This window comes from Kitasatospora brasiliensis (genome assembly GCF_032654805.1).
GTDB classification, from domain to species: domain Bacteria; phylum Actinomycetota; class Actinomycetes; order Streptomycetales; family Streptomycetaceae; genus Kitasatospora; species Kitasatospora brasiliensis.
This window is the reverse complement of sequence record NZ_JAUOOW010000001.1, coordinates 1,125,819-1,149,061: the sequence shown is the minus strand read 5'-3', so window position 1 is coordinate 1,149,061 and position 23,243 is coordinate 1,125,819. Positions and strand designations below refer to the sequence as shown.

23 protein-coding genes and 1 riboswitch are annotated in these 23,243 nt (G+C 73.8%); of the genes, 13 read left to right on the top strand and 10 right to left on the bottom strand.

The genetic code is table 11. The annotated features are described in order from the left end of the window. Nucleotides 1-5: 5 nt before the first annotated feature. On the bottom strand, nt 6-797 hold the full coding sequence (locus tag QWJ13_RS05220; protein WP_316520811.1) for an alpha/beta hydrolase: 792 nt from the start codon (nt 795-797) through the stop codon (nt 6-8). Nucleotides 798-1,058: 261 nt separating this feature from the next. Here QWJ13_RS05220 and QWJ13_RS05215 point away from each other — a divergent pair, with 261 nt between their 5' ends. Genes QWJ13_RS05215 through QWJ13_RS05205 form a run of 3 tightly spaced genes read left to right on the top strand, consistent with a single transcriptional unit; the run spans nt 1,059 to nt 3,812 of the window. After that, nucleotides 1,059-1,856: a lysophospholipid acyltransferase family protein gene (locus QWJ13_RS05215; RefSeq protein ID WP_432277451.1), complete on the top strand. Its 798-nt coding sequence runs from the start codon at nt 1,059-1,061 to the stop codon at nt 1,854-1,856. Between the two features lie 52 nt (nt 1,857-1,908). Continuing rightward, nucleotides 1,909-3,132: a MacS family sensor histidine kinase gene (gene macS, locus QWJ13_RS05210; protein WP_432277429.1), complete on the top strand. Its 1,224-nt coding sequence runs from the start codon at nt 1,909-1,911 to the stop codon at nt 3,130-3,132. Further along, entirely contained in the window at nt 3,132-3,812 is a 681-nt protein-coding gene (locus QWJ13_RS05205) for a response regulator (RefSeq protein ID WP_316520809.1), read from the top strand. Before macS ends, QWJ13_RS05205 begins: the two co-directional genes overlap by 1 nt. Before the next feature lie 44 nt (nt 3,813-3,856). On the opposite strand, the gene QWJ13_RS05200 is transcribed toward QWJ13_RS05205, so the two are convergent. After that, a complete protein-coding gene (locus QWJ13_RS05200) occupies nt 3,857-5,806 on the bottom strand; it encodes an anthranilate synthase family protein (RefSeq protein WP_316520808.1) in 1,950 nt (649 codons plus the stop codon). Nucleotides 5,807-6,096: 290 nt separating this feature from the next. On the opposite strand from QWJ13_RS05200, the gene QWJ13_RS05195 reads away from it, so the two are divergent. Then, nucleotides 6,097-7,446, top strand: coding sequence for a class II 3-deoxy-7-phosphoheptulonate synthase (locus tag QWJ13_RS05195; RefSeq protein ID WP_316520807.1), 1,350 nt, complete (start codon nt 6,097-6,099; stop codon nt 7,444-7,446). A 161-nt stretch (nt 7,447-7,607) separates the two neighbouring features. Then, nucleotides 7,608-7,910, top strand: coding sequence for a (2Fe-2S)-binding protein (locus tag QWJ13_RS05190; RefSeq protein WP_316520805.1), 303 nt, complete (start codon nt 7,608-7,610; stop codon nt 7,908-7,910). 13 nt (nt 7,911-7,923) lie between these two features. Here the strand turns inward: QWJ13_RS05190 and bfr are convergent, their stop codons facing one another. Beyond that, the gene (gene bfr, locus QWJ13_RS05185) at nt 7,924-8,403 is read right to left on the bottom strand and encodes a bacterioferritin (protein ID WP_316520803.1); all 480 of its coding nucleotides are present in this window, start codon (nt 8,401-8,403) and stop codon (nt 7,924-7,926) included. Nucleotides 8,404-8,588: 185 nt separating this feature from the next. On the opposite strand from bfr, the gene QWJ13_RS05180 reads away from it, so the two are divergent. Then, a complete protein-coding gene (locus QWJ13_RS05180; RefSeq protein WP_316520802.1) occupies nt 8,589-9,218 on the top strand; it encodes a molybdopterin-dependent oxidoreductase in 630 nt (209 codons plus the stop codon). Between the two features lie 19 nt (nt 9,219-9,237). Here the strand turns inward: QWJ13_RS05180 and pknB are convergent, their stop codons facing one another. From pknB to thiO, 4 genes are all read right to left on the bottom strand, one after another. Further along, nucleotides 9,238-11,016 carry a Stk1 family PASTA domain-containing Ser/Thr kinase gene (gene pknB, locus QWJ13_RS05175; protein WP_316521679.1) on the bottom strand — a complete coding sequence of 593 codons (1,779 nt, stop codon included), beginning with the start codon at nt 11,014-11,016 and terminating at the stop codon, nt 9,238-9,240. 97 nt (nt 11,017-11,113) lie between these two features. Further along, nucleotides 11,114-11,911 carry a thiazole synthase gene (locus tag QWJ13_RS05170; RefSeq protein WP_316520800.1) on the bottom strand — a complete coding sequence of 266 codons (798 nt, stop codon included), beginning with the start codon at nt 11,909-11,911 and terminating at the stop codon, nt 11,114-11,116. A 3-nt stretch (nt 11,912-11,914) separates the two neighbouring features. Next, nucleotides 11,915-12,139 carry a sulfur carrier protein ThiS gene (gene thiS, locus QWJ13_RS05165; RefSeq protein ID WP_316520799.1) on the bottom strand — a complete coding sequence of 75 codons (225 nt, stop codon included), beginning with the start codon at nt 12,137-12,139 and terminating at the stop codon, nt 11,915-11,917. Further along, the gene (gene thiO / locus QWJ13_RS05160; RefSeq protein ID WP_316520796.1) at nt 12,136-13,311 is read right to left on the bottom strand and encodes a glycine oxidase ThiO; all 1,176 of its coding nucleotides are present in this window, start codon (nt 13,309-13,311) and stop codon (nt 12,136-12,138) included. Before thiO ends, thiS begins: the two co-directional genes overlap by 4 nt. 3 nt (nt 13,312-13,314) lie before the next feature. Next, a riboswitch (TPP riboswitch) is annotated at nt 13,315-13,427 on the bottom strand. A 134-nt stretch (nt 13,428-13,561) separates the two neighbouring features. On the opposite strand from thiO, the gene QWJ13_RS05155 reads away from it, so the two are divergent. The 3 genes from QWJ13_RS05155 to thiE are packed head-to-tail and all read left to right on the top strand — an operon-like array spanning nt 13,562 to nt 15,822. After that, nucleotides 13,562-14,767 carry an NAD(P)/FAD-dependent oxidoreductase gene (locus QWJ13_RS05155; RefSeq protein WP_316521676.1) on the top strand — a complete coding sequence of 402 codons (1,206 nt, stop codon included), beginning with the start codon at nt 13,562-13,564 and terminating at the stop codon, nt 14,765-14,767. Between the two features lie 42 nt (nt 14,768-14,809). Next, nucleotides 14,810-15,175, top strand: coding sequence for an Rv2175c family DNA-binding protein (locus QWJ13_RS05150; protein WP_316520795.1), 366 nt, complete (start codon nt 14,810-14,812; stop codon nt 15,173-15,175). After that, the gene (gene thiE, locus QWJ13_RS05145; protein WP_316520794.1) at nt 15,175-15,822 is read left to right on the top strand and encodes a thiamine phosphate synthase; all 648 of its coding nucleotides are present in this window, start codon (nt 15,175-15,177) and stop codon (nt 15,820-15,822) included. Before QWJ13_RS05150 ends, thiE begins: the two co-directional genes overlap by 1 nt. Before the next feature lie 34 nt (nt 15,823-15,856). On the opposite strand, the gene QWJ13_RS05140 is transcribed toward thiE, so the two are convergent. After that, nucleotides 15,857-16,987, bottom strand: a complete 1,131-nt coding sequence (locus QWJ13_RS05140; RefSeq protein WP_316520792.1) for a polyprenyl synthetase family protein — start codon at nt 16,985-16,987, stop codon at nt 15,857-15,859. 209 nt (nt 16,988-17,196) lie between these two features. On the opposite strand from QWJ13_RS05140, the gene metF reads away from it, so the two are divergent. Both metF and QWJ13_RS05130 read left to right on the top strand, forming a co-directional pair. Further along, complete coding sequence (gene metF, locus QWJ13_RS05135) at nt 17,197-18,111, top strand: methylenetetrahydrofolate reductase [NAD(P)H] (RefSeq protein ID WP_316520791.1); 915 nt, start codon at nt 17,197-17,199, stop codon at nt 18,109-18,111. Between the two features lie 182 nt (nt 18,112-18,293). Further along, complete coding sequence (locus QWJ13_RS05130; protein WP_316520788.1) at nt 18,294-19,178, top strand: hypothetical protein; 885 nt, start codon at nt 18,294-18,296, stop codon at nt 19,176-19,178. Between the two features lie 9 nt (nt 19,179-19,187). Here QWJ13_RS05130 and QWJ13_RS05125 read toward each other — a convergent pair whose 3' ends face one another. Both QWJ13_RS05125 and QWJ13_RS05120 read right to left on the bottom strand, forming a co-directional pair. After that, the gene (locus QWJ13_RS05125) at nt 19,188-20,708 is read right to left on the bottom strand and encodes a phytoene desaturase family protein (protein WP_316520786.1); all 1,521 of its coding nucleotides are present in this window, start codon (nt 20,706-20,708) and stop codon (nt 19,188-19,190) included. A gap of 22 nt (nt 20,709-20,730) precedes the next feature. Beyond that, the gene (locus QWJ13_RS05120) at nt 20,731-21,333 is read right to left on the bottom strand and encodes a DUF4126 domain-containing protein (RefSeq protein WP_316520783.1); all 603 of its coding nucleotides are present in this window, start codon (nt 21,331-21,333) and stop codon (nt 20,731-20,733) included. Nucleotides 21,334-21,909: 576 nt separating this feature from the next. Between QWJ13_RS05120 and QWJ13_RS05115 the strand changes: the two genes are divergently transcribed. Both QWJ13_RS05115 and QWJ13_RS05110 read left to right on the top strand, forming a co-directional pair. Then, nucleotides 21,910-22,431: an SAV_6107 family HEPN domain-containing protein gene (locus QWJ13_RS05115; protein WP_316520781.1), complete on the top strand. Its 522-nt coding sequence runs from the start codon at nt 21,910-21,912 to the stop codon at nt 22,429-22,431. 29 nt (nt 22,432-22,460) lie between these two features. Beyond that, complete coding sequence (locus tag QWJ13_RS05110) at nt 22,461-23,213, top strand: methyltransferase domain-containing protein (RefSeq protein ID WP_316520779.1); 753 nt, start codon at nt 22,461-22,463, stop codon at nt 23,211-23,213. The last annotated feature ends 30 nt before the right edge of the window (nt 23,214-23,243 follow it).

Sequence of the window (23,243 nt, the reverse complement as noted above, 5' to 3'; positions counted from 1 at the left end):
GCCCTTCAGCCATGGTGATCGTCGGATTCGACCCGGGTGACGCCCGCCGCGTGCGCGGCCAGCCGTCGGATGAAGTCCTCGCCGGCCGCGAATATTTCCGCCGCGTCGTGGTCCAGCGTCGCGACGTGGAAGCTGCGCTGGCACAGCCGCTCCGTCACGTCGGTCGAGGATATCCGGGCCAGCACCAACTCCGAGTTGGCCGCGGAGACGACGTGGTCCTGCGGGCTGTGGAAGAGCAGCACCGGCTGGGTCACCTCCGGCAGCAGTCGCTGAACCTCCCGCCACAGCCGGCTCAGCGACCAGGCGGCGTGCAGCGGGGTGCGGTCGTAGCCGACCTCGGCCGAGCCGGGCCGGGCGATGTCGCCGGCCACCCCGGGCACGCTGGGGACGAGGTGGCGCAGCACCGGCAGCAGCACACTCACGGGGGTGTCCGAGCGCACCGACGGGTTGACCAGCACCAGCCCGGAGACCGTCGGTCCGTGCAGCGCGGCGAGCCGCAGCGCGAGCGCGCCGCCCATCGACAGCGCGCAGACGAAGACCTGGTCGCACGCGTCGGCGAGCGTCAGCAGCTCACGCTCGGCCGCGGCGTACCAGTCCTCCCAGCGGGTGAGCTGCATGTCCTGCCAGTGGGTGCCGTGTCCGGGCAGCAGCGGCACCGAGACGGTGAACCCGGCCGCCGCCAGTTGCTCGGCCCACGGCCGCATCGACTGCGGGGAGCCGGTGAAGCCGTGGCAGAGCAGCACTCCCACCCGTCCACCGCGGTGGTGGTACGGCTCGGCGCCGGGCAGCAACGGCATGGCGGACTCCTTCGCGGGCGGGTGGCGCTGGGGGAGGTGACGCTGGCGTGGGGCGTTGCGGATTCGCATCGTCCCACGCTCCGCGCCGGGTCGTACACCCCTTACGGCAGAGCCGCCCGGACCTCTACGACAGGGCCGCCTCGGCCCCCCACGGCAGGGCCGCCCGGACCCCCTTCGGCGGGGCCGGGCGCAGCGGACGGCCGCGGGGCATTAGGATCGACCGGTCCGCATAACAGGAGGCCCGGGTTGTTCTACCGACTGATGAAGATGATCGTCGCGCCACTGCTTCGGATCTTCTTCCGGCCCTGGATCGAGGGTGAGGAGAACATCCCCACCGAGGGTGCGGCGATCATCGCGAGCAACCACCTGTCCTTCTCGGACTCGTTCTTCTTCCCCGCGCTGATCAAGCGCCGGGTCACCTTCATCGCGAAGGCCGAGTACTTCAACACCCCGGGCCTCAAGGGCCGGCTGACCGCCGCGTTCTTCAAGGGCGTCGGCCAGCTGCCGGTGGACCGCTCGGGCGTGCGCGGCGCCGGCGAGGCCGCGATCCGCAGCGCCATCGCGGTGCTGGAGGGCGGCGAGCTGTTCGGCGTCTACCCCGAGGGCACCCGTTCGCCCGACGGCAAGCTGTACCGCGGCAAGGTCGGCGGTCTGGCCCGCGTCGCGCTGGCCACCGGCGCCCCGGTGATCCCGGTCGCCATGATCGACACCGAGAAGGTGCAGCCGCCCGGCCAGGTGATCCCCAACTTCGGCATCCGCCCCGGCATTCGGATCGGCCGCCCGCTGGACTTCTCCCGCTACCACGGCATGGAGAACGACCGCTTCATCCTCCGTTCGGTGACGGACGAGGTGATGTACGAGATCATGCGGCTCTCCGGCCAGGAGTACGTGGACGTCTACGCGACCGCCGCCAAGCGGCAGATCGCCGAGGACAAGAAGAAGGCCGAGGCCGAGCGCCGGGCCGCCGCCAAGGCGGAGAAGGCGGAGGCCGCCGAGGCGGAGAAGGCCGAGAAGGCCGCCGATGCCGAGAAGGCCGTCGAAGCCGAGAAGCCGGAGTAGGCGTCCGGGCCGCCCGAGCGGCCCGGACGGGCCCAGGGGAGGGGCGGGGCGGATGACCGAGGGCGGCGGCAGAGCCGGCGCGGTCGGCGGCACGGTGGCGGCCGGCGGGATGTCCGTCGAGCTCCCGCTGTGGCGGGCGATCTCCTACTTCCGGGTGCTGGCCCTGTGCTACGCCCTGCTGCGCTATTTCAACTCGTACCTGCACTTCCTGCACCCGGTGGCCGGCTGGATCTTCATGGGGGCGCTGACCCTCTGGACCCTGGCCAGCACCCGGGCCTTCGCCGACCCGCAGCGCTGCACCCGGTACGTCCTGGGCGCCGACCTCGCCCTCGCCGTCACCGGCATCGTGCTGAGCGGCCTGACCGACTCCCCGGCCCGGATCAGCCACGGCGCGCCCACCCTGCCGACCATCTGGGCCGCCGGCACGGTGCTCGGCTACGCCGCGAAGGCCGGCTGGCGCCCGGCGGCGGCCGCGGGCTCGGTGATCGGCGTCGCCAACATCCTCGGCCACGGCGGGCCGACCGGCGACAACATCCACAACATCGTGCTGCTGCTGGTGGCCGGGTGCGCGATCGGCTACGTGATCGAGCTGGCCCGGGCCAGCGAGGCCACCCTCACCCGGGCGCTCCAGGTCGAGGCGGCCACCCGGGAGCGCGAGCGGCTCTCCCGGGACATCCACGACGGCGTGCTCCAGGTGCTCGCCCTGGTCCAGCGGCGCGGCGCCGAGCTGAGCCGGGAAGCGGGCGGCGGCGCGGACTTCGCCGAGCTGGGCCGGCTGGCGGGGGAACAGGAGCGGGCGCTGCGGGCCCTGATGACGGGCGGTCCGCTGCCGGCCCAGCGCAACGCCGGACCGGACGCCGCCGAGCCGGCGGACCCGCACGCGCCGAGCGACCTCACCGCGCTGCTGCGCCCGTACGCGGACGAGCGGATCACGCTCTCCGCCCCCGGCACCCCGGTGCTGCTGCCCGGCCCGGCGGCGGGCGAGCTGGCCGCGGCGGTCGGCGCAGCCGTCGACAACGTGCGCAAGCACGCGGGGGAGCGGGCCCGGGCCTGGATCCTGGTCGAGGACGAGCCGGAGGCCGTCACGGTCAGCATCCGTGACGACGGCCCCGGCTTCGCGCCCGGCCGGCTCGGCGAGGCGGAACAGGCCGGACGGCTCGGCGTCTCCCAGTCCATCCGCGGCCGGCTGCTGGACCTCGGCGGCACGGCCGAGCTGTACTCGACGCCCGGCGAGGGCGTCGAGGTCGAACTGCGCGTCCCGAGGGAGAGCTCTTGATGACCGATCAGCCGACCGCCGACCGGCCGGTGCGGGTGATGGTGGTGGACGACCACCCGATGTGGCGGGACGCCGTCTCGCGCGACCTCGCCGAGGCGGGGTTGGACGTGGTGGCCACCGCCGGCGACGGCGAGGAGGCCGTCCGCCGGGCCCGCGCCTGCACCCCGCAGGTGGTGGTGCTGGACCTCAACCTGCCCGGTCTGCCCGGCGCCGAGGTGTGCCGCCAAGTGGTCGCGCACGACCCGGGGGTGCGGGTGCTGGTGCTGTCGGCCAGCGGCGAGCACCAGGACGTGCTGGAAGCGGTGAAGTCCGGCGCGACCGGCTACCTGCTGAAGTCGGCCGGGCGGGAGGAGCTGTTGGACGCGGTGCGCCGTACGGCCGTCGGCGACGCGGTGTTCACCCCCGGCCTGGCGGGCCTGGTGCTCGGCGAGTTCCGCCGGCTGGCCGCCGAGCCGGCCCCGGCCTCGGCGCCGGCCGCCCCGCAGCTGACCGCCCGGGAGACGGAGGTGCTGCGGCTGGTGGCCAAGGGGCTGTCCTACCGGCAGATCGCCGACCGGCTGGTGCTGTCGCACCGGACGGTGCAGAACCACGTGCAGAACACGCTCGGCAAGCTCCAGCTGCACAACCGGGTGGAGCTGGTCCGGTACGCGATCGAGCAGGGCCTGGACGACGAGATCTGAGGACCGGCCGGGGGCGTGGCCGCGCCGCGCCCCGGCCCGATCGTTCAGCGCAGTGCGGCCGCCGCCTCGCGCAGCAGGCCCGCCACGATGTCCACCCCGTTCCGGGTGAGCACCGACTCCGGGTGGAACTGGAGCCCGGCGAAGCCGTGCCCGCGCAGCGCGTGCACATCGCCGGTGACGGCGTCCCGGGAGACCTCGACGCCCTCGGCGGCGAGCCGCGCGGCGTCCTGCTCCGAGCAGCGCGCGGTGAAGGTGTTGTAGAAGCCGACCGTCCGCCGGCTGCCGAACAGGTCGATGCGCTCCTGCGCACCCTGGTACGGGACGGCCTTGCGGCCCAGCGCGAGCCCGAGTTCGGCGGCCAGCAGCTGGTGGCTCAGGCAGACCGCGAGCACCGGCGAGGTGCGGGCGCCGGAGCGGACGGCGGCCAGCGCGTCCGCGACGATCGGCCGCAGCACCGCCATCTTGGGGTCGTCGGCGAGCGCCGGGTCGCCCGGGCCGGGGCCGAGCACCAGGGCGCCCCGGTGCTCCGCGACCCGCTCGCGCAGCCCCGGCTCGTCGTAGCGGACGACCGTCACCCGGTGGCCGAGCGAGCCGAGCAGGTGGGAGAGCATCGAGGTGAAGGTGTCCTCGCCGTCCACCACCAGGGCCGGCTCGGCCTCGGTGATCTCGGCCGGCTGCTGCATCCGCAGCCAGAACGGCGCGAGGTCGGCCCGGCGGGCGTCCAGGGCGGCCTGGACCCGGTGGTCGTCGGCGAGCCGGGGCCCGACCGGGTGGGGCAGCCGGGCGGGCGCGGGCCGGGCACCGATCGCGGTGAGCACCCCGGCGGCCTTGGCGTGGGTCTCGGCGACCTCGGACTCGGGGACGGAGTGGCGCACCAGGGTGGCGCCGACCCGGACGACCAGCCGGCCGGTGGCCGGGTCGATGTCGGCGGTGCGGATGCAGATCGGCGAGTCCAGCAGCTGCCCGCCGCTGGCGGAGCGGCCGATCAGGGCGAGCGCGCCGGAGTAGTAGCCGCGCCCGGCGGGCTCGTACCGCTTGATCACCCGGGTGGCGTTCTCGACCGGGCTGCCCGTGACGGTCGCGGCGAACATCGTCTCGCGGAGCACCTCGCGGACGTCCAGCGAGGTGCGCCCGCGCAGCTCGTACTCGGTGTGGGCGAGGTGGGACATCTCCTTGAGCCGGGGCCCGAGCACCTGGCCGCCGAGGTCGCCGACGGTGCACATCATCTTGAGCTCCTCGTCCACGACCATGGTGAGCTCCTCCAACTCCTTGGGGTCGTGCAGGAATCGGAGCAGCGAGTCGAGGTCGGAGCCGCCGGCCGGATAGCGGTAGGTGCCGGAGATCGGGTTCATCACGACGGTGCCGCCGCTCTGCCGGACGTGCACCTCGGGGGAGGCGCCGACCAGGACCCTTTCCCCGGTGTGCACCAGGAAGGTCCAGTACGCGCCGCGCTCCTGCTCCAGCAGCCGGCCGAACAGGGTCAGCGCCAGCTCGGTGGAGCAGTCTTCGAGCGTCGCGTGGAAGTCGCGCCGGATCACGAAGTTGGCGCCCTCGCCGTTGCCGATCTCGTCCCGGATCACCCGGCGGACGATCTCCGCGTACGCGTCGTCGTCCACGTCGAACCCGCCGCCTGTCAGTGAGACCGGCAACTCCGGTAGGGCGGAGGTGAGTTCGGCCAGTGGCAGGGTGTACTGCCCGGTCACCGAGAGGGCCTGCAGCGGGGTCCCGTCGTCGTGCGCCTCGAAGCCCCGCTCGCGGATCTGGCGGTACGGGACGAGCGCGAGCAGGTCGTGCACCGGGCTGCCGCCGGCCGGCGCGCCGCTGCGGACGGGCAGGTCGGCGAGGTGCTCGTAGCTGTCGACGGTGCCCAGCAGCACCTCGACGGTGTCCGGGCTGAGCCGCGGGGTGCGGCGGTGCAGCAGGGCGAAGGCGGGGGCGTCGGGGGCGGTGAGGCGGGCGAGCAGGGTGGCGGCGGCGGTCACGGGAATCGGCATCCTTCCGGGTGGACTGGTGAAGGCGGTGCGAGGTCCGCTCCCGGAGGGCCGTCTGCTCAGATGCCGACGGCCGCCCCGAGGGGCGGCCGTCGTGTTCGTCTAGGAACGCGTCAACTGTGGGCCACCCTTGGGGGAGGACCACCACCAGGAGTGGGTGTGGGACGCGTGCATGGTGCGAGCGTAGCGGATGCGGTGCGGGGGGTGAGGACGGTCGGGCTTTTGTCCGAGATGTGTCTCATTCCTCGGTCAGTAGTCACGTGCCACTCCTGTCACCCCGTAGCCTTGGCGGTGTGACCGCTACGACTGAGACATCGCGGACTGCCCATTCCTGGCAGTCCCTGCCCGCGGCGCAGCAGCCTGAATGGCCGGACCAAGAGGCTCTGCGCAAGACCCTTGCGGAGCTCGCCTCCTATCCGCCCCTCGTCTTCGCCGGCGAGTGTGACCAGCTGCGCGCCCGGCTCGGTGCCGTGGCGCGCGGGGAGGCCTTCCTCCTCCAGGGTGGTGACTGTGCCGAGGCCTTCGACGGAGTCTCGGCGGAGCACATCCGCAACAAGCTGAAGACGCTGCTCCAGATGGCCGCCGTACTGACGTACGCGGCCTCGGTGCCGGTGGTGAAGGTCGGCCGCATCGCCGGCCAGTACTCCAAGCCGCGCTCCAAGTCGACCGAGACCCGCGACGGCGTGACCCTGCCGGTCTACCGCGGCGACTCGGTGAACGGCTTCGAGTTCACCCCCGAGTCCCGCAACCCGGACCCGGAGCGCCTGAAGCGGATGTACAACGCGTCCGCCGCGACGCTCAACCTGGTGCGCGCGTTCACCACCGGTGGTTACGCGGACCTGCGCCAGGTGCACGCCTGGAACCAGGACTTCGTCCGCAACTCGCCGGCCGGCCAGCGCTACGAGCAGCTCGCCCGGGAGATCGACAACGCCCTGGCGTTCATGAGCGCCTGCGGCGTGGAGCCGGAGGAGTTCAAGGCGGTCGAGTTCTTCTCCTCGCACGAGGCGCTGATCCTCGACTACGAGACCGCGCTGACCCGCGTGGACTCGCGCACCGGAGAGCTGTACGACGTCTCCGGCCACATGGTGTGGATCGGTGAGCGCACCCGGCAGCTGGACCACGCGCACATCGAGTTCGCCTCCAAGATCCGCAACCCGATCGGCGTCAAGCTCGGCCCGACCACCACGGTGGACGACGCGCTCGCCCTGATCGAGAAGCTGGACCCGGAGCGCGAGCCCGGCCGCCTGACCTTCATCACCCGGATGGGTGCGGGCAAGATCCGCGACCACCTGCCCACCCTGGTGGAGAAGGTCACCGCCTCCGGCGCCAAGCCGGTGTGGATCTGCGACCCGATGCACGGCAACACCTTCGAGGCGTCCAGTGGGCACAAGACCCGCCGCTTCGACGACGTCCTGGACGAGGTCAAGGGCTTCTTCGAGGTGCACCGCGCGCTCGGCACCCACCCGGGCGGCATCCACATGGAGCTGACCGGCGACGACGTCACCGAGTGTGTCGGCGGTGGCGACGAGGTCCTGGTGGACGACCTCCACCAGCGCTACGAGACGGCGTGCGACCCGCGCCTCAACCGCAGCCAGTCGCTGGACCTGGCGTTCCTGGTGGCGGAGATGTACCGGGGGCAGTGATCCCCGGGTAGCGCCGAATGTGACGAAGGCCCCTCCGGATTCGGGGTTCCCGAACCCGGAGGGGCTTCTTCGTGCCCGGATCGCCAGGTAAGGTGAGGCTTAGTGAACTAAGGCAAGCCTTAGTCAAGATCCACTCCGCTTCACCCCCGGGAGAGTCCTCGATGTACGTGTGCATGTGCCATGCGGTCACCGAGGACCAGGTGAAGCAGGCGATCGACGGCGGTGCCAGCACTCCGCGCCAGATCGCCAAGGGCTGCAAGGCCGGCACCGACTGCGGGTCCTGCGTGCGCCGGATCCAGGGGCTGCTCGGCGAGCACGGCGCCCGGCCCTGCCCGACCGCCCGGCTGGCCGCGAAGCTCGGCCTCGCGGAGCCGGAGGCGCCGGTGGCGCCCGCCGTCCCGGTTTCGGCGCCCGTCCTCCCGGTTCCGGCGCCCGCGCCGGTGATCCCGCTGCGGGCGGCCTGAGCCGCCCTGGCCCTCAGGAGTCCGGCTGCTCGATGACCTGGGCGAGGTAGAGCGGCTCGCCGAGCTTCTCCAGCAGTTCCAGCTGGGTGTCGAGGTAGTCGATGTGGTGCTCCTCGTCGGCCAGGATGTCCTCGAAGATGTTCGCCGAGGTGACGTCGTTCTTGGCCCGCATCACCACGATCCCGCGCTTGAGCCGGTCGATCGCCTCGACCTCGATCTGGCGGTCCGCCTCGAACATCTCCTTGACCGTCTGGCCGATCCGGACGTGGAACAGGCGCTGGTAGTTGGGCAGCCCGTCCAGGAACAGGATCCGGTCGGTGAGGGTCTCGGCGTGCTTCATCTCGTCGAAGGACTCGTGCCGGGTGTACTTGGCGAGCTTCGTCCAGCCGAAGTTCTCCTGCATCTTGGCGTGCAGGAAGTACTGGTTGATCGCGGTCAGCTCGGCGGTGAGCTGCTCGTTGAGGAACTCGATGACCTCGGGATCGCCCTGCATGGTGGTGCCTCCTGCGCTCGTCCGGCCGTGGGTCCTGCGCTGGGCATCCTGGCACCGGTTCGGGCGGAAATTCCAGTAAGTTCACACTCACTAGGACATGTGTCGGAATGTCCCGTTTGGGTGGGGCGTGGATTCGCGAAAGGGGCGCGCACCGGGGCCCGTCCGCCGTCTGTCACCATGGATTCATGGGTCAGTCGAAACACGAACCGCTTCCGCCGTCTGACCCGAGGCTCCCGCCGGGCCAGCGCGCACAGCGCGGCTGGCCCGCCCTGCACTACGGGCCGGTGCCCCGCTTCAAGCCGCTGACCTGGGACCTCCAGGTGTTCGGCGCCACCGCCTCGGCGGAGAAGCACAGCTGGGACTTCGAGGCCTTCAACGCCCTGCCGCGCACCACCGTCGTCGCGGACCTGCACTGCGTGACCAAGTTCTCCGTGCTCGGCAACGAGTGGACGGGCGTGCCCGGCGCCGCCGTACTCGACCTGGTGCCCCCGGCGCCCGGCGTCACCCACGTCATGGTCTGGGCCGAGTACGGCTACAGCGCCAACCTGCGGCTCGCCGACTTCGCCGACCCGCACACCCTGCTCGCCACCCACCGCAACGGCGAGGCGCTCACCGCCGAGCACGGCTTCCCCGTCCGGCTGGTGGTGCCGCGGCTGTACGCCTGGAAGGGCCCCAAGTGGGTGCGCGCGGTGGAGTACATGCGGGCCGACCGGCGCGGCTTCTGGGAGGAGCGCGGCTACCACAACCTCGCCGACCCCTGGCGCGAGCAGCGCTACTCCTACCAGGAGGAGCCCGGCGACGGGCCGCTGCGCTGACCGGGCCCGGCCGGAGCTTCTAGAACAGCGAGAACTTCACGGTCACCACGGTGCGCTGCGGCCGCCGCTCGCCCGCCGCCGGCGACTGGCCGGAGGAGGTCACCGCGCCGAACACGTCCCAGCCGCTGGTCTGCATGATGAAGCCGGCCGCCTGGAGCGTCTTCTGCGCCTCGTCCTTGCTCATCCCGGTGACGTTCGGGACGGCTACCATGCCCTTGCTGACCACCAGCGAGACCGAGCTGTTCTCCTGCAACAGCTGCCCGGCCGCGGGCGAGGTGCTGATCACCGAGCCCTCGGGCACCGTGTCGTCGTAGGTCTCGGTCACGCCGCCCTTGGTCAGCTGGGCGCCGGCCAGCGCCGTGGCGGCGTCGGCGGCGCTCTTGCCGACCAGGTCCGGCACCGCGATCCGCTTGGGGCCCTTGGAGACGGTGACGGTCACGCTGTCGCTCTTGCGGGTGCGCGCGCCCACCCCGGGGTCGGAGGAGATCACCTGGCCGGCCGGGACGGACTCGCTGAACGCCTCGACGAACTTCCCGTGCAGGCCCTGCTGGTCCAGGACCCGCTGCGCCTGCGCCCGGTCCACGCCGAGCACGCTGGGCACCGAGCCGTACAGCCCCTCGGAGATCCCGTAGGTGACGCCGCCGATCGTCAGCACCAGGGCGGTCGCCGCGGCCGTCCAGATCAGCGGCTTGCGCGGGAGGCGGCGCAGCGGGTTCGGCCGGCGCCGGCGCACCGGGGCCGGCTCGTCGTACGGGCGGGGCTCGGTGAGCAGCTGGTCCATCAGCTCCGGCGGCATGTCCAGGACGCTGGTGCGCTCCGTCGGCGGGGCCTCGGCGGGCCGCGGCAGCGGCTGGATCACCGAGGTCGGCTCGCTGGTCGGGTAGCGCGGGCTGGGCCGGGTGGAGGCCGGCGGTTCGGCGTCCAGCTCGGCCGGGGTGAGGGTGCGGCGCACCCGCTGGAGGGCGGCGAGCAGCTCCACCGCGTCGTACGGGCGGGCGTCGGCGGCTCGGGCGCAGGCGCCGGCCACGATCGCGTCCAGCGCGGGGGCGACGGCGGGGGCGACCAGCGAGGGGGCCGGGACGTCCTCGTGCAGGTGCTTGTACATGACCTGGACGGGGTTGTCGCCGGTGTGCGGGCGGTGGCCGGTGAGCATCTCGTACAGCAGGATGCCGGCCGCGTAGACGTCCACCCGCTGGTCGGTGGGGGCGTCCGGGAGGATCTGCTCGGGAGCCAGGTAGGAGACGGTGCCCATGACCGTGCCGCCGGTGGCGGTGGTGGTCGAGGTGGGCGCGCCGTCGCCGGCGCCGAGCACCCGGACCAGGCCGAAGTCGGCGACCTTGACCAGGCCGCCCTCGGTGATCAGCACGTTCTCCGGCTTGACGTCGCGGTGCACCAGCCCGGCCCGGTGGGCGGCGCCGAGCGCGGCGAGCACCGGCTCCAGCACGTCCAGCGCGGCCCGGACGGACAGCGCGCCGCGGTCGCGCAGCAGGTCGCGCAGGGTGCGGCCGGGCACGTACTCCATGGCCAGGAAGACATGGCCGCCGTCGGCGCCCTGGTCGAAGACGTTGACCACGTTGGGGTGGGTGAGCTTGGCGACGGCCTTGGCCTCGCGGATGAAGCGGGCGGTGAAGCCCTCGTCGCCGGCCAGTGAGGGATGCATCACCTTGAGCGCGACCACCCGGTCCAGGCGGGTGTCGGTGCCCTTGTAGACGGTGGACATCCCGCCGGTCGCGATCCGCTGCTCGACCCGGTACCGGTTGTCGAGCAGGGAACCGATCAGGGGGTCGTGCAGTGCCATGTCCACCTGGGCGATTGTAGTGGCGAAGCGCCGGGCCGGGCCCGGAGGACACCGCCTCCGGGCCCGGCTGTGCCCGGCTTGTGACACGGGCCCGGGGTCAGAACGCGGGGTGCTCCCGGGTGTCCAGGTCGGCGCGGCCGGCCATCGCGGAGGAGGCCTCGGCGTGGAAGCGGCGCGGGATGCGGCCGGCCCGGTGGGCGAGGCGGCCCGCCTCGGCGGCGTGCCGCATCGCCTCGGCCATCAGCACCGGGTCCTGAGCGCGGGTCACCGCGGAGGCGAGCATCACCGCGGAGCAGCCCAGCTCCATCGCCAGCGCGACGTCGGAGGCGGTGCCGGCGCCCGCGTCCAGCACCACCGGGACGCCCGCGCTCTCCACGATCAGCTGGAAGTTGTGCGGGTTGCGGATGCCCAGGCCCGAACCGATCGGCGAGCCCAGCGGCATGATGGCCGCGCAGCCGACGTCCTCCAGCTTGCGCGCCAGCACCGGGTCGTCATTGGTGTACGGCAGCACGGTGAAGCCGTCGTCGACCAGGGTCTCGGCGGCGTCCAGCAGCTCGATCGGGTCCGGCAGCAGGGTGCGCTCGTCGGCGATCACCTCCAGCTTCACCCAGTCGGTGCCGAGCGCCTCGCGGGCCAGCCGGGCGGTCAGTACGGCCTCGCCGGCGGTGAAGCAGCCGGCCGTGTTGGGCAGCACGCGGATGCCGTTGCGGGTCAGCACGTCCAGGACGGAGCCCTGGGTGGAGGCGTCGACCCGGCGCATCGCGACCGTGGTCAGCTCGGTGCCGGAGGCGAGCAGGGCGCGCTCCAGGACCTCCAGGCTGGGGGCGCCGCCGGTGCCCATGATCAGCCGGGAGGAGAAGGTCGTCCCGGCGATGGTGAGGAGGTCGTCGGCCATGGTTCAGCCTCCCTGGACGGCGGTGAGGATCTCGATCCGGTCGCCGGCGCTCAGCGCCGTCCCGGACCATGAACTGCGCGGCACCACGGCCTCGTTGAGGGCGGCGGCGACACCGGTGGGGGCGGCGCTGACGGTGGCCACCAGCTCGGCGAGGGTGGTCGCGGCGGGCACCCGGCGGGGCTCGCCGTTGACGGTCAGGGTGATCTCGTTCAGGGCGATCTCGGTCATGCGGAGGCCTTCGTGCTGAGGCGGGCGGGGGAGAACCGGGTGGGGGTGAACGGCTGTGCCGGATCCGGGAGTTCGCCGGTGGTCAGGTACTCGGAGAGCAGGTCGGCGGTCACCGGGGTGAGCAGCACGCCGTTGCGGTAGTGGCCGGTGGCGGCGACCAGGCCGGGCAGTGAAGTCGGGCCCAGGAGCGGGGCGTTGTCCGGCGAGCCGGGGCGCAGGCCCGCCGCGGTCTCCACCAGCGGGAGTTCGGTGATGCCCGGGATCAACTCGTGGGCGTCACGCAGGAGTTCGTAAACCCCTCCGGCGGTGACGGTGGTGTCGTAGCCCTGCTCCTCGGTGGTCGCGCCGACCACCAGCTCGCCGTTCTCGCGCGGAACGACGTACAGGTGCCGGCCGCGGACGACCGCGCGGACGTTGCGGGACAGGAACGGCCGGTAGGCGTCCGGCACGCGCAGCCGCAGGATCTGGCCCTTCACCGGACGGATCGCGGGCAGCACGCCCTCCGGCAGTCCGGGCAGCCGGTGGCTGTGCGGGCCGGCGGCGAGGAGGACCTGCCCGGCGCTCACGGTCTCGCCGGTGCTAAGCCGGGCGCCGGTCGCCCGGCCGTCCTCGACCAGCAGCTCGACGGCCTCGGCGCGGTGGAGCAGGACGCCCGCGCGCTCGCAGGCGGCGGACAGGGCGACCAGCAGACGGCGCGGGTCGACCTGGTGGTCGTCGGCGACGTGCAGGCCGCCACGCACACCGGGGGCGAGCATCGGCTCCAGCTTGCGGGCCTCCCGGCCGGTCAGCCAGGTCGAGTCCAGGCCGAGGCGCCGGTGGAAGGCGTGCAGTTCGCGCAGCTCCGCGCGGTCGTCGGAGTCCTGGGCGACGGCGATCGTGCCGCAGCGGCGGTAACCGGTGTCCAGGCCGCCGCTCGCCTCGGTGAGCTCGGCGGCGAAGCCCTGGTACCGCTCGTTGGAGGCCATGCCGAGGCGCAGCAGCGGCTCCTCGCCGTACTGGAGCTCGGTGACCGGGGCGAGCATCCCGGCCGCGACCCCGGCGGCGCCGTGGCCGTGCTCGGGGTCGACCACGATCACGTTCCGCAGCCCGCGCCGGGCGGTGCGCCAGGCGACGGCGAGGCCGATGATGCCCCCGCCGATCACCAGGACGTCGGGGTGGCTGCCTGAGGGCAAGCGTGACAAGGCTGCTCTTCTCCCTTCGCCGGTATGACCCGGATCAGGTTCGGACGGTCGCGGGCCGTGTCAGCCCGCCTCTCAGCCCGGTTCGCCGGGCTCCCGTGTGGTGCTCCCACCTTAACGCCGGGCCCCGCCCCACCCGAAGGCCCGTCCAGGCCCCGGACCCGTCCTCGTCCGGCGCTCCCGGCCGGAGGCCGCCGGCGTAGGGGTGGACTGGGGAGCGACCGCCCGTGTGCCGCTGAGTACAGTGACGGGCGTGGCAGAGCTGAGCGTGACGGATCAGGTGGTCGTTGTCGGAGCCGGGCTGGCCGGGGCGCAGTGCGCCCTCAAGCTGCGGCAGGGCGGCTGGGAGGGGCGGATCGCACTGGTCGGCGAGGAGCCGCACGCGCCGTACGACCGCCCGCCGCTCTCCAAGGACGTGCTGCTCGGCAAGGCCGACTCCACCACCCTGGGCATCGACTACCAGCAGCTCGACATCGAGCTGCTCACCGGCCGCCGCGCCACCGGCCTCACCCCCGGCGTGCTGCACACCGACGCCGGTGACCTCCCCTACGGCTCGCTGGTGATCGCCACCGGCGCCGTCCCGCGCGCCCTGCCCGGCGCCGAGCGGGCGCACCTGCTGCACACCGTGGACGACGCCCTGGCGCTGCGCGCCCTGCTGCGCCCCGGGCTGCGGCTGGTGCTGGTCGGCGCGGGCTGGATCGGCGCCGAGGTGTCCACCGCGGCCCGCGAGGCCGGCTGCGAGGTGACGGTGGTCGAGGCCGGCCCGGCGCCGCTGCCCGGCGCGCTGCCGACGGAGCTCGGTTCGGCGATGGCCGCCTGGTACGCCGAGGCCGGGGTCGACCTGCGCTGCGGCGTCGGCGTGGCCGCCGTCGAGCCCGGCGCGGTGCTGCTGGCGGACGGCTCGCACCTGCCCGCCGACGAGGTGGTGGTGGGCATCGGAGCCCGCCCCGCGACCGGCTGGCTGGCCGGCACCGGTGTCGAGCTGGACGCGACCGGCGCGGTCGTCGTGGACGGGCGGCTGCGCACCTCCGTGCCCGGCGTCCTCGCGGTCGGCGACTGCGTCAGCTACCCCTCGGCCCGGGCCGGCGCCCGGCTGGCCGTCCAGCACTGGGACCACGCCCTGAAGTCCGGCGAGGCCGCGGCCGCCACCCTGCTGGGCGCGGACGCCCCGGCGTACGACCCGGTGCCGTACTTCTGGTCCGAGCAGTTCGGGCGGATGGTCCAGTACGCCGGCCGGCACGCCGAGGGCGACGAGCTGCTCTGGCGCGGCGGCCCGAAGGACGCCGCCTGGTCGGTGCTCTGGCTGCGCGACGGGGTGCCGAGCGCGCTGCTGACCGTGGACCGCCCGCGCGACCTGGCCCAGGGACGGAAGCTGATCGAGGCCGGCACCGTGCTGGACCCGGCCCGCGCGGCCGACCCTTCGGTGCCCCTGAAGGCGGCCGCGGCGTAGGGCCGTGTGCGCGGGGGGCCGTCGAGGTGGCAGTCTGGTGCCGTGAGTGAGATCAATGCCAAGACTGAAGCCCTGGTCCCCGAGTGGCTGTACCTGCCCGACATCTCCGAACGGTGGGGCGTGCTGGTCACCGAGGTCCGCAACATGGTCAAGAAGGGTGACCTGATCGCGGTTCGTCGCGGTCCCAACAAGTCCCTTCAGGTCCCGGCGGCGTTCATCGACGACGACGGCCCGGTCAAGCACCTGATCGGCCTGCTGACCGTGCTGCGGGACAGCGGCTTCTCCGACAACGAGATCATCGAGTGGATGTTCACCGAGGACGAGTCGCTGCCGGGCAGCCCGATCCAGGCGCTGTGGGAGAACCGGGCCACCGAGGTCAAGCGCCGCGCCCAGGCCATGGCGCTGTGATGACCGGCCCCCGCGCCGGGCTTGCCGACGCCCGGCTCTACCTGTGCACCGACGCCCGTCGTGAGCAGGGCGACCTCGCCGAGTTCCTGGACGCGGCGCTGGCGGGCGGGGTGGACATCGTCCAGCTGCGCGACAAGGGCCTGGAGGCCAAGCAGGAGCTGGCGGCCCTGGAGGTCTTCGCCGACGCCTGCCGCCGGCACGGCAAGCTGCTGGCCGTCAACGACCGCGCCGACGTCGCCCACGCGGCCCGGCCGGACGTGCTGCACCTGGGCCAGGACGACCTGCCGGTGCCGGCCGCCCGGGCGATCCTCGGCGAGGACGTGCTGATCGGCCGGTCCTGCCACGCCGAGTCCGAGGTGGACGCGGCGATCGCCGAGCCCGGCGTGGACTACTTCTGCACCGGCCCGGTCTGGCCGACCCCGACCAAGCCGGGCCGCCCGGCGCCGGGCCTCGGCCTGGTCTCGTACGCGGCGAAGCAGACCACCGACCGGCCGTGGTTCGCGATCGGCGGGATCGACCTCGGCAACCTGGACGAGGTGCTGGCCGCCGGTGCCCGCCGGATCGTCGTGGTGCGGGCCATCACCGCCGCGGAGGACCCGCGGGCGGCCGCCGCCGAGCTCGCCCGCCGGGTGCGCGCGGCGGCCTGACCGGCTGCCCCGGACCGCAGGCCGTCGCCGTCCGTCAGTACTTGCGGACGGTGGCGGCCTCGGCCAGCGCCAGCAGCACCGTCCGGGCCTGCTCGTCGGCCAGCGGCGCCGCCTCCAGCGCGGCCAGCGACTGGCGCATCAGCTCGTCGATCCGGCGTTCCACCAGCTCGGGAGCCCCGCTGCGGGCGACCAGCTCGCGCAGCCCGGCGACCTCCGGGCCGGCCAGGTCCGGCGCGCCGAGCCGCTCGTCCAGGTGTCGGGCGTCGGCGGCCGACAGGCCCCGCATCGCGTGGGCGATCAGCAGGGTGCGCTTGCCCTCGCGCAGGTCGTCCCCGGCCGGCTTGCCGGTGACGGCGGGGTCCCCGAAGACGCCGAGCAGGTCGTCGCGCAGCTGGAAGGCCTCGCCCAGCGGCAGCCCGAACGCCCCGTACGCCTCGACCAGCTCCGGCCCGGCGCCGGCCAGCAGCGCCCCGACCTGGAGCGGCCGCTCGATGGTGTACTTGGCCGACTTGTAGTGCAGCACGGTCTGCGCGCGGTCCAGCGCGCCCTCGTCGGTCGAGTCGCCGGCCACCGGCTCCAGCACGTCCAGGTACTGGCCGACCATGACCTCGGTGCGCATCAGGTCGAACACCGGCTTGGCGGCCAGCACGGCGGCCGGCTCCAGACCGGAGCGCAGGAACAGCTCGTCGCACCAGATCAGCAGCAGGTCGCCGAGCAGCACCGCGGCCGAGGTGCCGTACTGCTCGCGGTCGCCGCGCCAGCCGCTGTCGCGGTGCAGCGCCTCGAAGCGGCGGTGGACGGAGGGCAGGCCGCGGCGGGTGTCGCTGCGGTCCATCAGGTCGTCGTGCACCAGGGCGCTCGCCTGGAGCAGCTCCAGGGCGGCGGCCGCGTTGGCGATCGCCTCGCCGGTGGCGCCGCCGGCCGGGCCGCCGGCGCCGCGCCAGCCCCAGTAGCAGAAGGCCGGGCGCAGCCGCTTGCCGCCGTCCAGCAGGAAGTCGCGCAGCGCGTCGGCGGCGGGGACCAGCTGGGGCGAGATCTTGCCGAGCAGCACGGACTGCTCGTCCATGAACGAGGCGAGCGCGGCGTTGACGCGGGTGCGGACGTCCTCCGCGTCCATGGGGTTGGTCGCGCTGGGGTCGGCCGGCCGGGTGCTGGGCGAGGTCACGATGGGGCTCCGCGGGTTCTCTGGGGTGCGGCAAGCCTAGCGGGGCGGCCGGGAACGGATGTGCGAGCGGCCCTGCCGGAGTGGCGGCGGGGGAGACCTCCGGGGGGCATCCTGGAGTCATTCAGGGCGAACCGGAACGCCGTCCACCCGTTGTCTCAATAATTGGAATCGACTCTCCGACCCCTCCGAACCCCCGATAGCCTTCCATCATGGCACTCGGAATCGCTTCGACGAGAACGGATCGCGCACTGACGGTGCGCGAACTCCTGGCTGCCGGCAAGCGCTCCTTCTCCTTCGAGTTCATGCCGCCGCGCACCGAGGTCGGCGAGCAGAAGCTCTGGGACGCCATCCGCCGGCTCGAACCGCTCGACCCCAACTTCGTCTGCATGACGTACGGCGCGGGGGGCTCCTCTCGCGAGCGCACCGTCAACATGGTCGGCCGGATCGCCACCGAGACCACGCTGACCCCGGTCGCCCACCTCACCGCGGTGGACCACTCGGTCGCGGAGCTGCGCAACATCATCGGCCAGTACGCCGACCAGGGCGTGCGCAACGTCCTCGCGGTCCGCGGCGACCCGCCCGGCGACCCGATGGGTGAATGGGTCAAGCACCCGGACGGCGTCACCTACGCGTACGAGCTGGTGGAGCTGATCAAGGGCATCGGCGACTTCTGCGTCGGCGTCGCGGCCTCGCCGAACATGCACCCGCGCTCGACCGACTGGGACGAGGACATCCGGCACTTCGTGGCGAAGATCCGCTCCGGGGCCGACTACGCGATCACCCAGATGTTCTTCGAGGTGGACGACTACCTGCGGCTGCGCGACCGGGTGACGGCCGCCGGCTGCGAGACGCCGATCATCCCGGAGATCATGCCGGTCACCAACGCCAAGCAGCTGGAGCGCTTCCCGCAGCTCAGCGGATCGGCCTTCCCCGTCGACCTGGAGGCCCGGCTGCGGGCGGCCATCGACGACCCGGCGGCGCTGCGGGCCATCGGCATGGAGCACGCCACGGCGATGGCCGAACGGCTGCTCGCCGAGGGCGCGCCCGGTCTGCACTTCATCACGCTGAACCACTCGACGGCGACGCTGGAGATCTACCAGAACCTGGGGCTGCACCGGCGCTGACGCCGGCCGTTCACGAGCCCGTCACCGTGGCGACGGTGGCGGGCTCGGTCGTGTGCGGCCGGCGGTCGGGGCCGCGTTCGGGGTGGCGGGAACGCGATGCGGTACCCCGGCCGTTGAACCGGTACAGTCGCCGCACACGCGCGGTGGACACGCGCGGGCACGCGACTGGAGGTAGCGGGCGGATGGGCATCGGATACCTGCTGCTGTGCGCCGCGTTGGCGGTGGTGGCGCTCTGGCTGCTCGCGGAGGTGCTGTTCCAGAACCGGGCGCCGTTGCACTGGCGGATCCTGGCCCTGGCGGGCTTCCTCGGGGTGGCCGCCGGGATGAGCATCGGATCGGTCGTGGTGATCGGGGCCGGCGCCGCGCTGTTCGCGGTCGGCCAGACCTTCGTCACCCTCTCGGTCAAGCGCGGCTACCAGGCCGGCTGGTCCCTGCGCAAGCCCGACGGCAGCCTGCCCGGCCCGCTCGCCAAGGTGCCGCTGCTCGGCGCCCTCACCGGCGGCGCCGCCGCGGTCGCGGCCGTCGCCGCCGCCGAGGAGCGGGTCGGCGAGGTCAGCGCCGTCGAGGAGACCCCGGCCCCGGCCCCCGCCGCGGTGCCGGTGCCGATGCCCGACGCGGTGCCGGAGGTCGAGCAGACCGCCGCCTTCGAGATGCACGAGCTCGCCCAGGACGGCGTCTACGCCCCCGGGTACTACGAGCAGCAGCCGCAGCAGCAGCCCCAGGACCCGTACGCCGCCGCCTACCAGGCCGGCTACGACCAGCAGCAGTGGCAGACCGAGCAGCAGCCCGCCTTCTCCTACGACCAGCAGCCCTACGACGGCTACCCCCAGCACCAGCAGCAGGACCCGTACGGCGGCTACCAGCAGCAGCCCCAGGACCCGTACGCGGGCTACCAGCAGCCCCAGCACCAGCAGCCCCAGCAGCCCTGGGACCCGAACGCCCAACAGCAGCAGCACTGGCAGCCGCAGCCCGACCAGCCGGACCCCCAGGTCCAGGGCATCCCGCAGCAGCCGATGTACGACCAGAACTACGGCTACCAGCAGCAGAACACCTGGCACCAGGGCTGACGACGGATCCTAGGCCGGGCCGATCAGCCCGGCGGTGATGCAGGCCGACATGCCGACGCGGGCGAGGCCGCCGCCGGGGTGGGCGTTGCCACCGACCAGGTAGAGGCCGGGGACGGCGGACTCGTTGGCCGCGTGCAGCCACTGGCCCGAGGAGCCGGCCAGGGCCGGGCGGGGGACGGATCCGAACACCGCGCCGGTCTCCCGGCGGGTGTCCTCCGGGGTGCGCACGACCCGCCAGAGCACCCGGTCGCGCAGGCCCAGACCAGCCGCGTCGACGTGGGCGAGCAACTGGTCGGCGTAGCGGTCGGCGAACCCGGGGGCGGTCCAGTCGACGTCCTCCTCCTGGGCCGGGACGGTCGCCGTCAGCACCACGCTCTCGTGCGCGTCGTCGGGGCGCAGCGTCGGGTCGTCCGGGCGCAGCACCTGCACGGTGGGGCGCTCGCAGGGCGGTTCGGAGAGGGTGAGGGCGTTCGCCTCGGCGGCCGGGTCGGCCGCGTGCACCACCGTCCGGTGCACCGTGCCCTCGGGCCGGGGCCCGCGCAGCGCGAGCAGCACGCTGAACCGGCCGGGCACCTCGAACGGCTCCCACTGGTCGGCCGGCAGCCCCGGCCACTCGGCGATGCCACGGCCGAACAGCACGTCGGTGTCGATCGCGGAGACCACCAGGTCCGCGTCGATCCGGCCGTCCGCCGTCTCGACCCCGGCCGCCCGGCCGTTCGCCACGACCACCCGGGTGACGGGCGTCTCGAAGCGGAACTCGACCTTGCGCAGCTCGCAGCGCCGGTACACCGCGTCGGCGAGGGCGCGCATGCCGCCCCGGACGTACCAGACGCCGAAGGACTGCTCCATGTACGGCAGCACGGTGGCCCCGGCGGGCGCCAGGCTCGGCGAGATGCCGTGCCGCAGCGCGGGCTCGCCCAGCAGGGCGGTCAGGCCGGGGTGGCCGCCGAGCTGCGACCGGGCCACGTCGCCCAGGCTCCACGGGCGGGGGCGGCGCAGCCGGGCCAGTCCGGTGCGCGGCGGCACGGGGTACGGATCGGCCGTCAGGGCCTCCCGCTCCGCGGGGGAGAGGGCGGTGAAGTCGACCGGGCGCGGCTCCTCCAGCAGCGGGCGGCGGGTGGCCTCCCAGACCGTCCGGCCGTGGTTCATCACCTCGCTCCAGCGGGCGCCGGCTCCGGCGCCGAAGGCGGCGTCCAGGGCCTGGCTGACGCCGCCGCGCGAGGCGTTGGGCAGGGTGACGGCGGTGCCGTCGGGGAACAGGTGCCGGCTCTCCGGGTCGACCGGGGCCAGCTCGACCAGCTGCTCCAGCGGCTCCTTGCCGGTCTTCAGCGCGAGGTCGCGGTAGACGGCCGGGAGGGTGAGCAGGCCGGGCCCGGTGTCGAAGGCGAAGCCGTCGCGCTCGTACCGCCCGACCATGCCCCCGTACGTGCCGCTCGCCTCGCAGACCGTCACCCGGTGGCCGAGGGTCGCCAACCGGGAGGCCGCCGCGAGCCCGCTCATTCCTGCGCCGATGACGACGATCTTTGCCATGGCCCCGATCTTAGGGCGAGCCTTACACGCTCCCCGCCGCCGCCCGGGCGGCCTTGCGCTCACGGCGGCGGGCCCGGAAGGCGCGGATCCTGCTGACGGCCAGCCAGACCAGCAGCAGGCCGGCGACCAGGACCACGGCGGCGACCGTGGCGGCGAACCAGGGGTGGAAGATCGCCAGCGTGACCAGACCGGCCACCGAGAGGTCCTCGGTCATGCTGACCACGATGTTGCTGAACGGCTCGGGCGAGGTGTTGACGGCCATCCGCAGCGAGGACTTCACCAGATGGCTGACCAGCGCCGAGGTGCCGCCCATCGCGCCGGCCACGACCTCGTTGAGCGAGCCGGGGTCGTTGCTCGCGATCAGCACGCCGACGGTGGCACCGGCGATCGGCCGGATCACGGTGTGCGCGACGTCCCAGACGCTGTCCACGTACGGGATCTTGTCGGCCACCGCCTCCAGCGTGAACAGCACGGCGGCCGCGATCAGCACGTCTGTGCGCTCCAGTGCCTGCGGCACCGAGTCCGCGTCGGCGAACCTGCCCAGCAGGCCGAGCAGCAGCACCACCGCGTAGGCGTTGATGCCACTGGCCAGTCCGCTGGTGAAGATCAGCGGCAGGACCGTCATCGCGTCCCCCTCCTCGTCATCGCGTCCCCCTCGTCCGGCGGGCCGGCTCAGCCCGGCACCGCCGGACGAAACCGTACCCGGCAGCCGGGACGCCCCGGCCCGCCTCCCGGTTCCGGCGGGCGGCGGACTGAGTACGGATACTCAGATCCACGGTTGAGTACCTCAGCGGATGGCCCCCGACCTGCGGAGACGGGAGAGTGGTGGCACCCGGGAGGACGACGGCGCCTCGGCGCCCGCCACCCGGGTGGCGGATCCCGTCCGCCCCCGGCCGCGAACGCCGGGGGAGGAGGTGGACGGACCGCCACGGGGCTGGTCACGGTCCTCGCACCGCCGACACGGGGCGGCGGAGCGGGCCGGGGGGAGACCGGCCACGGGGGCAGTTCGCCACCGCCGACCGTGTGGGGGTCAGCGGAGCGACGGGTACGGCGGCGGCGCGGAACCGGGGGTGGAACCGCGCTCGCCGCCGCTTTGCCGTGCGGGCGCCGTGCGGCCGGCGCGGTGATTGTCAGTGGCGGCGTTCACGATGGAGGCGCACGGACCACCCGGTCCGCGCGCTGCCTCGGAACGGGGGAGACCATGACCGTCAGCCGTCCTGAGCCCGTCACCGCCCGTCTCCTCCCCGGCCCGTCCGGCGCCCGCCCCGGCGGCGCGGACGTCCATCCCGTGCCGCGCCGGGTCGCCGCGCCGCCGGCCGCCCTCGACCTGCTCGCCGACGCCCACCGCACCCTCGCCCGGGCCCGCGCCCTGGAGGACCCGCTGGAGCGCTACGCCACCGCCCACCTGGCGGCGCTGCGCACGGTGGCGGCCGTCCTGGCGGTGCGCGGCCGCCCGGAGAAGAACCCGCGCCGCCGCAAGGCGATCCGCAGCGCCTGGGAGGTGCTGCCCGAGGTGGCCCCGGAGCTCGCCGAGTGGGCGCTCTACTACGGCGCCGGGGCCCGCCGCCGGGCCGCCGCCGAGGCCGGGATCAGAGGCGCCGCCTCGGCCCGCGACGCCGACGACCTGATCCGCAACTCCGACCTGTTCCTTCGCCTGGTCGAGCGGCTGCTCGGCCTGCACGCGGAGTCCTCGCCGGGCCGGTCTAAGGTGGAGGCATCCTGATCGAACTGCACGTGCCAAGGAGCCCCACCTTGTACCCGACGCGTCCCCGCAGTGCCCTGCGTACCGCCGTGGTGTGGGAGGTGGTCCGGGCGGCCCTGGAGAAGCGGGCGGCCGAGCTGGACCAGCCGGTGCTCGACGTGGTCGACACCGGCGGCGGCACCGGGAACTTCGCGGTGCCGGTGGCCAAGCTCGGCCACCGCGTCACCGTCGTCGACCCGAGCCCGGACGCGCTGTTCGCCCTGGAGCGCCGGGCCGCCGAGGCCGGTGTGACGGAGCTGGTGCGGGCCGTCCAGGGCGACACCCAGACCCTGCCCGAGCTGGTCGCCGCCGGCAGCACGGACGCGGTGCTCTGCCACGGCGTGCTGGAGGTCGTGGACGACCCGGCGGAGGCGCTCGGCAACCTGGCCGGCACCCTGCGCGAGGGCGGCCTGGTCAGCCTGCTGGCGGCCAACCGCAACGGCGCCGTGCTGGCCCGCGCGCTGGCCGGCCACTTCACCGAGGCCCGCACCGTGCTCTCCGCCGCCGACGGCCGCTGGGGCGAGCAGGACCCGATGCCGCGCCGCTTCACCGGCGAGGAGCTGGGCCGGCTGGCCGAGGCCGCGGGCCTGCGGGTGGAGTCGGTGCACGGCGTACGGATCTTCGCCGACCTCGTCCCCGGCGTCCTGGTGGACACCGAGCCGGGCGCGCTGGAGTCGCTGCTGAAGCTGGAGGAGGCCGCCGCCGCGCAGCCCGCCTTCCACGTCGTGGCGACCCAGCTGCACCTGCTGGCCACCCTGGCGTAAGGGCGTCCTCGGGCGCCCCGGCCGACCCGC